This window comes from Mycobacterium sp., from assembly GCF_032162105.1.
Classification (GTDB): domain Bacteria; phylum Actinomycetota; class Actinomycetes; order Mycobacteriales; family Mycobacteriaceae; genus Mycobacterium.
Genome location: NZ_JAVRPS010000193.1, coordinates 1 through 6,949, shown reverse-complemented (window position 1 = coordinate 6,949; position 6,949 = coordinate 1). Strand labels below are relative to the sequence as shown.

Below are 6,949 nucleotides of genomic sequence, written 5' to 3'. Positions count from 1 at the left end.
TGCTCATGACCGACCGAGGTAATCGGAGACCACAGCGGAGAACTCGTCGGCGCGCTCGATCTGGGTCCAGTGGCCGCATGCGCTGAACACATGCAGATCGGCGTTCGGCAGTAGCCCGAGCATCGCGACCGAGACCTGCAGGGCAACCACTTTGTCCTCGCGCCCATGAATGAGCAGTGTCGGGGTGGCGATGGCACGCACCTCGTCTTCGGTGATACCGAGCTCGGATCCGGCGTGCCGCGGGTCGAAGAACATGGCACGGTAAGCCTCGTAGGCGCCGTCGGCGATGCTGGCCTTATACCGGATCTGGACAAGCTCGTCGGTGATCATTGCCGGATTGACTGCGAAGTAGTTGCGCAGCAATTCGCGCATCGCATCATGCGACGGCTCGTATGCACGCAACGCGGCAAGGCCCTCGGTGGGTGTCATGCCAACGCCCGGTGTGCCCATCAGCACCATCTTGGCGATCCGGTCCGGCTGGTCAGTAGCCATCTGTAGCGCGATGCGCCCGCCCAGCGAGTTGCCGATGACTCTGGCCTTCTCCACGCCGCGTGCATCCATAAATGCCCAGACGTGATCGGTCCAGGTGCGCAGCGAGTAAACGATGTCTTCGGGCCGCACGGTGGTTCCGAAGCCGACGATGTCGGGGGCGAGCACGTGGAACCGTTGCGCCAACATTGGTATGTTGTGCTGCCAGTTGGCCAGCGCCGAAACGCCGGGGCCGGACCCGTGCAGCATGAGGACCGTTTCGCCGGAACCGGCCTCGAGGTAGCTGGTTTCGATACCTCCGGCATCGATGGTCTTTGGCTCAAACGCGATTCCTGCGACTGTCGATGTCATCGCGTGCCTCCTTCCGCGAACGCGGCAAAACACTTGTTGGAGTTGAAGACATCGGTAGTGACGAGCTCCGACCAGGAAAGCTCCAAGCCGAGCTCGTCGACAGCTCCAGTCAGGCAAAACCAGTTGAGCATCTCGTGCTGACCAGAGTCGACGATGTCGCGGCTCGGGGTGGCCTGCCACGTCTGGTAGTCGCGGTCGACGAACAGCTGATACAGCCGGCGGTCGGCATCAGTGTCAGGAGTGATATGCCACGTTTTGTCAGTCAGAAATGCGTGCGACCAGCTCGACGAAGCCACCAGCGCGACCCGTAAGTCGGTGTCGCGGAACGCCTGCGCGACCGCGCGGCCCAGCGCGAAACAGCGGGCGGGCGTCGGCCCGGACGGGTCGAGCCGTTCGTCGGCGATCGCGGCGAACCGCGCCAGGCCGCCCTGGCGTGCGATCGCGTGCTGCCCGTAACAATTGACTGTGATGGGTATCAGCCGATAGTCGAAGTGCGACCCGGCGTTTGGGTAGTCCAGGAACAGCTGGGTATTGAGGATTGCGTGCGGAAAAGGTGCTTCACTGCGCTTTCGGTAGGAGTAGGCGATATCGAATCCTCTGCCGATGAGTTGGTCCGCAAGTCTGCGGGCCCCATCCGCGTCGCCACGCAACGTGATGGTTGTGTCGTCGGGCAGGCTCCATGCGTTCGGGCTGCCGCGGCGCCTCATCAGCTCGAAGGGGTTGACGTCGACATCGCCGTAGGCGAGTACGCAGAACGGCGGGATGACCTCTTCGCGAAAGTTCTCGTATTGATCGTCGCCCCACACCACCACGACATCCGGCGCGAATTCGTCGAGGGCATCGCGGCAGCGAGCAAGGTTCTCCACCAATAGCTTTCGGTGATGCGCTGCTGAGGCGACCCCGCCGTCGCTACCCCATTCGGCGCGCATCGACGCAGGCCATGTCGCGGGATCCTTCGCCTCGGCGGGAATGTCGGGGTCAGTGACCGTCCAGCGCAGCAGGTCGGCCATATGTTCGTCGGTGCCGGCCAGCAGGGGATAGTGGGTCATGCCTAGACCCAGGAAGTGCGCCATAGTGCTCCTCCAAATTGGTGCGGCAGATCCTGCGACGCAGGTCGGCGGGCAGGCTGCTGACAATGTCGTCGAGTGGTTCCGGCATCGCTTGGAACGGATAGTCCGATCCGAAGACGACGTGGTCGTGGCCGAAGACGTCGACCGCTGCGTGCAGCGCTTCGCGGTTGTAGGTCAGGGAGTCACACCACAACTGGCGCGCCAACCGGCTCGGAAGCTCGGGTGAGTCGGCGGACACGCCGGTGATCGTCGCTCCCTTATCGAGTCGTCCGATCATTGCCGGCAACGCGCCTCCCCCGTGCGCCAAGCAAATTCGCACTTCGGGCCGGCGTGCGAGGGCGCCGCGCGCGATCAGTGCTGCGGCTGCCAGCGCCGTCTCGATCGGCATCCCGGCACCAAAGCCCACTCCCATTTCCATGACCCGGTGTGGTAGGTCCTGGTCCGACGGATGGACCAAGACCAAAGCGCCGAGTTCGTGTGCGACCGCGAAAAACCGGTCCAGGCTGGGGTCGGCCAGCTCGGTATCTCCTACCCGCGTGCCGATCTCGACGCCAAAAAAGCCTCGGTAGCCCATGCAGCGGCGCATCTCATCAACAGCTCGGTCGGGGTCCTGCAAGGCGACGGCCCCCAACGCAGCGAAGCGTGTTGGGTGCGCGAGGGTGATTCGGGCGAAGAACTCGTTCTGTGCTGCTGCCAATTCCGCGGCGCCGGTCGCCGATGCGGAGTAGCAGAATGTTACCGGAATTGGCGAAAGCACCTGCATCGCAACGCCTTCACTGTCCATGTCAATGATCCGGGCTTTGGGTGACCAGCACCGATGATCGACGGCGCGGTAGGGGACCCCACCAAACATCAACTGCGCCTCGGTTTCATTGGCGCGCTGGACGATGGGCCAGCGATCGTGCGGATAGACGCGTCCCAGGTCGGGCAGCTCAGCGTCGATGGCATGTGTGTGAACATCGACGAGGCCGGTGGGGACAGTCAGTTGAGCGTTGATGGTTGGCTCCGCGCAACGGGTGATCGGGGTCGGGTTCACCCCAGGTTAGATAATGTGCATACATAATTCAAGATGTATATGCACAATGCTGTGGATCACATCCATTAAGTGCTGAAAGTTACCGGCATGCAGGCCGGACCAATCCCGGGATGGACCAGCGAACTGACTGTTCGGTCAGGGACGCTGCGGAGTGTTGGGGGTACGGTCCAGGTCGTCGGCGCGGATCAGGTCTTGATCGTGGCGGTTGATGGCCTCGACGAACGACGCCTGATCGTGCAGGGCAATGGCGGCCACGATGTCGTCGTGGACGTCGAGGCTTTTGGCGAGCAGCGGTTCGTGATTGTGGACGAACATCACGCGGCTGAGCACAGCCTTGATGCTGGTCACGACGAGTTGGTGCATACCCTCCAGGACGGGAATGTGGGCGGCCGCCGCGACGACGCCGTGAAACGCCAGTACAGCGTCGAAGAACTCCGGAGCACGGGCGCTGGCCCGCATCGTGACCATCGCCGACCGCATCGCAGCGACGTCGTCGCTAGTCGCACGTTCGAAAGCCGCCTTGGTCATGCCGAACTCGAGGTACAACCGGGCTTCGAACAGGTCCAAGGGATGGGGGGTGGACGGCTGAAACGACAGATCCAGCGCCCCCAGACGCACCTGCGGGGGTGCACTCGCCACGGTGATTCCGCCGCCCGGTCCCGGCCGGACGGTCACCAGGTCGCGATCACGCAGGATGCGCAGCGTCTCGTTCATCACGGTCGGGCTGATACTGAACCGATCCATGATCTCCGAGCGGCGTCCCAGGTGGGCTCCGACCGGCAGACGCGCAGTGAGGATCTCGTGTTCTAGATCGGCGGCGACGCGCTCAGCCCGAGACGACCGCAGCGCAGGATCGCGACGTTGCACACGGCCTCCTTCGGATCGCCATCGGCCCGGTAGTGGTGCCGTCAGCGCAAGTTTCCCAGATGAACGGATGTGAGGAGTCCAGACCGATGGACCGAACAATCTGCCGGGAGGCGTACCGGGGTCCGCGACCGCCTGGTACGACGCCGCGACGATTAAGGCCGCGCAGCTGCCTGCGGCAGTGTGGCATTCGACACCTCGTTCAACACGTGCGTAGCAAACCGCCCGGGCGGCCGAATAACCGCAAAGTGACCCTGACGAGGGAGCCATAATCCCCCTTGGTGGAGCAGTCACTTTGCTGACGTCGTCGATATCGTTTCGCCATGCCGCCGGCCGAGCATGACTATTTGCAGCCGCGTACTGGGGACTTCCTCGCCGTGGCGGTGTCTCCGGGCGCACCCGCACGCGGTTTTTTTGCGCGTGATGTGGTGCATCGAGAGCCCGGCACAGGTGGTCGCCGACCGCTATGCCCCCAGGGAGTTTCACCTTTGCGCCGGCGATGCATACGTCGCGGGCATTCACGACTGAACCAACGATGCACCCAGTCGGCGGTGTCGTGGAGGCACCGGTGGTAACCGCCTATCAACTCGGCAAGCCGGTCCGCGCGATGGGCGACTTATTCGCGATGGGGCTGGACGGCATGGTGTTGACCTTCAAGCCGCCGTTCGCCTGGCGCGAATACCTACTCCAGACCTGGTTCGTGGCACGGGTGTCAATGCTGCCGGCGCTAATGATGACGCTCCCGTACTCGGTGATCCTGACCTTCATCTTCAACATTCTGCTGACCGAAATCGGTGCCGGGGATTTGTCCGGAACCGGCGCGGCGATCGGCACCGTGAACCAGATCGCCCCCATCGTCACGGTGCTGGTGGTCTCCGGTGCGGGCGCCACCGCGATGTGCGCCGATCTGGGAGCGCGGACCATCCGCGAAGAACTCGACGCGATGCGGGTGCTGGGCATCAACCCCATCCAGAGGCTGGTGGTTCCGCGCGTGCTGGCGGCCACCACGGTGGCTTTGGCGCTGGAGGCGGCGGTGACCGTGGTGGGTCTTGCCGGCGCGTTCTTTTTCACCGTGTATGTCCAACACGTCTCGGCGGGTGCGTTCGTGACGGGGCTGACGACGCTGACCGGCCTTTCCGACGTCCTCGTCTCACTGATCAAGGCGACGCTATTCGGCTATGCGGCGGGAATGATCGCCTGCTACAAGGGCATCTCGGTCGGCGGTGGTCCGGCCGGTGTCGGCAACGCGGTCAACGAGACCGTGGTGTTCACCTTCATGGTGTTGTTCGCGATCAACGTCATCGTGACCGCCGTCGGTATCCAGTTCACGGTGTCGTGAGGTGAACCCATGACGCAGGCACTTCCGAGCAGGCTGCATCCCCGACTACAGCGCACAACGAACACCGTGGTGCGCGAGTGGAATCGGATCGGATCGCAGATGCAGTTCTACGTTACGACACTCGGTTCGATTCCCGATGCAGTCGTCAACTACCGGACAGAGATGCTGCGGTTGATCGCGCAAATGGGGTTAGGTACCGCCGCGCTCGCAATGATCGGTGGGACCGTCGTGATCGTCGGCTTCCTGACGATGACCACCGGCGCCTTGGTGGCGGTGCAGGGCTACAACCAGTTGGCGTCCGTCGGTATCGAAGCGCTCACGGGGTTCGCGTCGGCGTACTTCAATGTCCGGCTCATTGTGCCGGGAACCGCCTCCGTCGCCTTGTCGGCGACCATCGGTGCCGGCGCCACCGCTCAGATGGGCGCGATGCGGATCAACGAGGAGATCGATGCGCTCGAGGTGCTCGGTGTCCGCAGCGTCAGCTATCTGGCGTCCACCCGGGTGGTCGCCGGGGTGGTTGTGGTGATCCCGCTGTACTGCATCGCAATCATGATGGCCTTCCTGGCCTCCCGCGCCGGCACCGTCACCATCTACGGCCAGGGCTCCGGTGTCTACGACCATTACTTCAACACGTTCCTCAGTCCCCGCGACATCGTCTGGTCGTTCTTCCAGGTCTTAGCGATCACGGTCGTGGTCATGCTGGTGCACACCTTCTACGGGTACACCGCGAGCGGCGGGCCGGCCGGGGTTGGTGAGGCCGTGGGCCGGGCGGTGCGTACCTCGATGGTGGTCGCGGCGGTGGAGATCGTGCTGATCACGCTCGCCGTCTACGGCCAGTCCGGCAACTTCCACCTGGCGAGCTAGTGGCATGAAACAACGCAAGCCAGGAGAACACCTCATCCCCACCCCGTGGTGGACAGTGATCCTGTTGGTGGCGATCGGTGTGTTCCTGTTCGTGACCACGGCCGCCTTCAGTGGGACCTTCCGGTCATACGTGCCGGTGAAGATGACATCGGATCGAGCGGGGCTGGTGCTGGAGACCAACGCCAAGGTCATGCTGCGCGGCGTCCAAGTCGGCCGGGTCAGCCAGATCGGCAGTGGCAGGGATGAGGCCAGCTTGAGGCTGGAGATTGACCCTGATCAGATCCGGTATATCCCGGCCAACGTACAGGCGCAGATCAGCGCCACCACCGCGTTCGGTGCCAAGTTCGTCGACCTGGAATATCCGCCAAACCCAAGTCCCGCCCGGCTGGCTGCCGGCGCAGTGCTGCATTCCAAAAATGTCAGCACTGAAGTCAACACAGTCTTCGAAAACGTCGTCGACCTCCTCAACATGGTCGATCCGCTAAAGCTGAACGCGGTTCTGAGCGCGTTGGCCGAAGGCGTCCGCGGACAAGGTGAACGGATGGGCGAGGCCACCACCGACCTCAACCAGGTATTGCTGGCGCTCAACGCGCGCAGTGACACCATCCGTGCGGACTGGCGCAAGCTGGGGGACCTCAGCGCCACCTACGACGCAGCTGCCCAGAACATCCTGACTATCCTGAACGCCGCCAGCACCACCAGCACCACCGTCGTGGATCACAAGAAGGCGCTGGACGACTTGCTGCTCAACACCGTGGGCTTCGCACAGGCTGGGACCAACCTGCTCGGCCAGAGCAAGGACAATTTCGTCGCATCGGTTAACACCCTCGAACCGACGACGAACCTGCTGCTCAAGTACAACCCCGAGTACACCTGCTTCTTACAGGGCGTCACCTGGTATCTCAACAACGGGGGCTATTCGGCGTGGGGCGGCGC

At 63.3% G+C, this 6,949-nt stretch carries 7 protein-coding genes; 3 read left to right on the top strand and 4 right to left on the bottom strand.

Translation table 11 applies throughout. The features are described 5' to 3' along the window. Window positions 1–3: 3 nt before the first annotated feature. From QOC69_RS10115 to QOC69_RS10100, 4 genes are all read right to left on the bottom strand, one after another. Window positions 4–840 carry an alpha/beta fold hydrolase gene (locus QOC69_RS10115; protein ID WP_526438949.1) on the bottom strand — a complete coding sequence of 279 codons (837 nt, stop codon included), beginning with the start codon at window positions 838–840 and terminating at the stop codon, window positions 4–6. Continuing rightward, a complete protein-coding gene (locus QOC69_RS10110) occupies window positions 837–1,913 on the bottom strand; it encodes a DODA-type extradiol aromatic ring-opening family dioxygenase (RefSeq protein WP_526438947.1) in 1,077 nt (358 codons plus the stop codon). Before QOC69_RS10110 ends, QOC69_RS10115 begins: the two co-directional genes overlap by 4 nt. Further along, entirely contained in the window at window positions 1,819–2,946 is a 1,128-nt protein-coding gene (locus QOC69_RS10105) for an amidohydrolase family protein (RefSeq protein WP_526438945.1), read from the bottom strand. The genes QOC69_RS10110 and QOC69_RS10105 overlap by 95 nt, the downstream gene beginning before the upstream one ends. 135 nt (window positions 2,947–3,081) lie before the next feature. Next, window positions 3,082–3,813: a FadR/GntR family transcriptional regulator gene (locus tag QOC69_RS10100; RefSeq protein WP_526438943.1), complete on the bottom strand. Its 732-nt coding sequence runs from the start codon at window positions 3,811–3,813 to the stop codon at window positions 3,082–3,084. Window positions 3,814–4,345: 532 nt separating this feature from the next. Between QOC69_RS10100 and QOC69_RS10095 the strand changes: the two genes are divergently transcribed. From QOC69_RS10095 to QOC69_RS10085, 3 genes are all read left to right on the top strand, one after another. Continuing rightward, complete coding sequence (locus tag QOC69_RS10095) at window positions 4,346–5,149, top strand: MlaE family ABC transporter permease (RefSeq protein ID WP_526438941.1); 804 nt, start codon at window positions 4,346–4,348, stop codon at window positions 5,147–5,149. A 9-nt stretch (window positions 5,150–5,158) separates the two neighbouring features. Next, window positions 5,159–6,013 carry an MlaE family ABC transporter permease gene (locus QOC69_RS10090; RefSeq protein WP_526438939.1) on the top strand — a complete coding sequence of 285 codons (855 nt, stop codon included), beginning with the start codon at window positions 5,159–5,161 and terminating at the stop codon, window positions 6,011–6,013. Between the two features lie 4 nt (window positions 6,014–6,017). Further along, window positions 6,018–6,949 (top strand): MCE family protein (locus QOC69_RS10085; RefSeq protein WP_526438937.1); only part of this gene is annotated, 932 nt, incomplete at its 3' end.

Coding starts and splice junctions, on each gene's coding strand:
- QOC69_RS10115 (WP_526438949.1), bottom strand. CDS start 840: ATGACATCGACAGTCGCAGGAATCGCGTTTGAGCCAAAGACCATCGAT.
- QOC69_RS10095 (WP_526438941.1), top strand. CDS start 4,346: ATGCACCCAGTCGGCGGTGTCGTGGAGGCACCGGTGGTAACCGCCTAT.
- QOC69_RS10110 (WP_526438947.1), bottom strand. CDS start 1,913: ATGGCGCACTTCCTGGGTCTAGGCATGACCCACTATCCCCTGCTGGCC.
- QOC69_RS10090 (WP_526438939.1), top strand. CDS start 5,159: ATGACGCAGGCACTTCCGAGCAGGCTGCATCCCCGACTACAGCGCACA.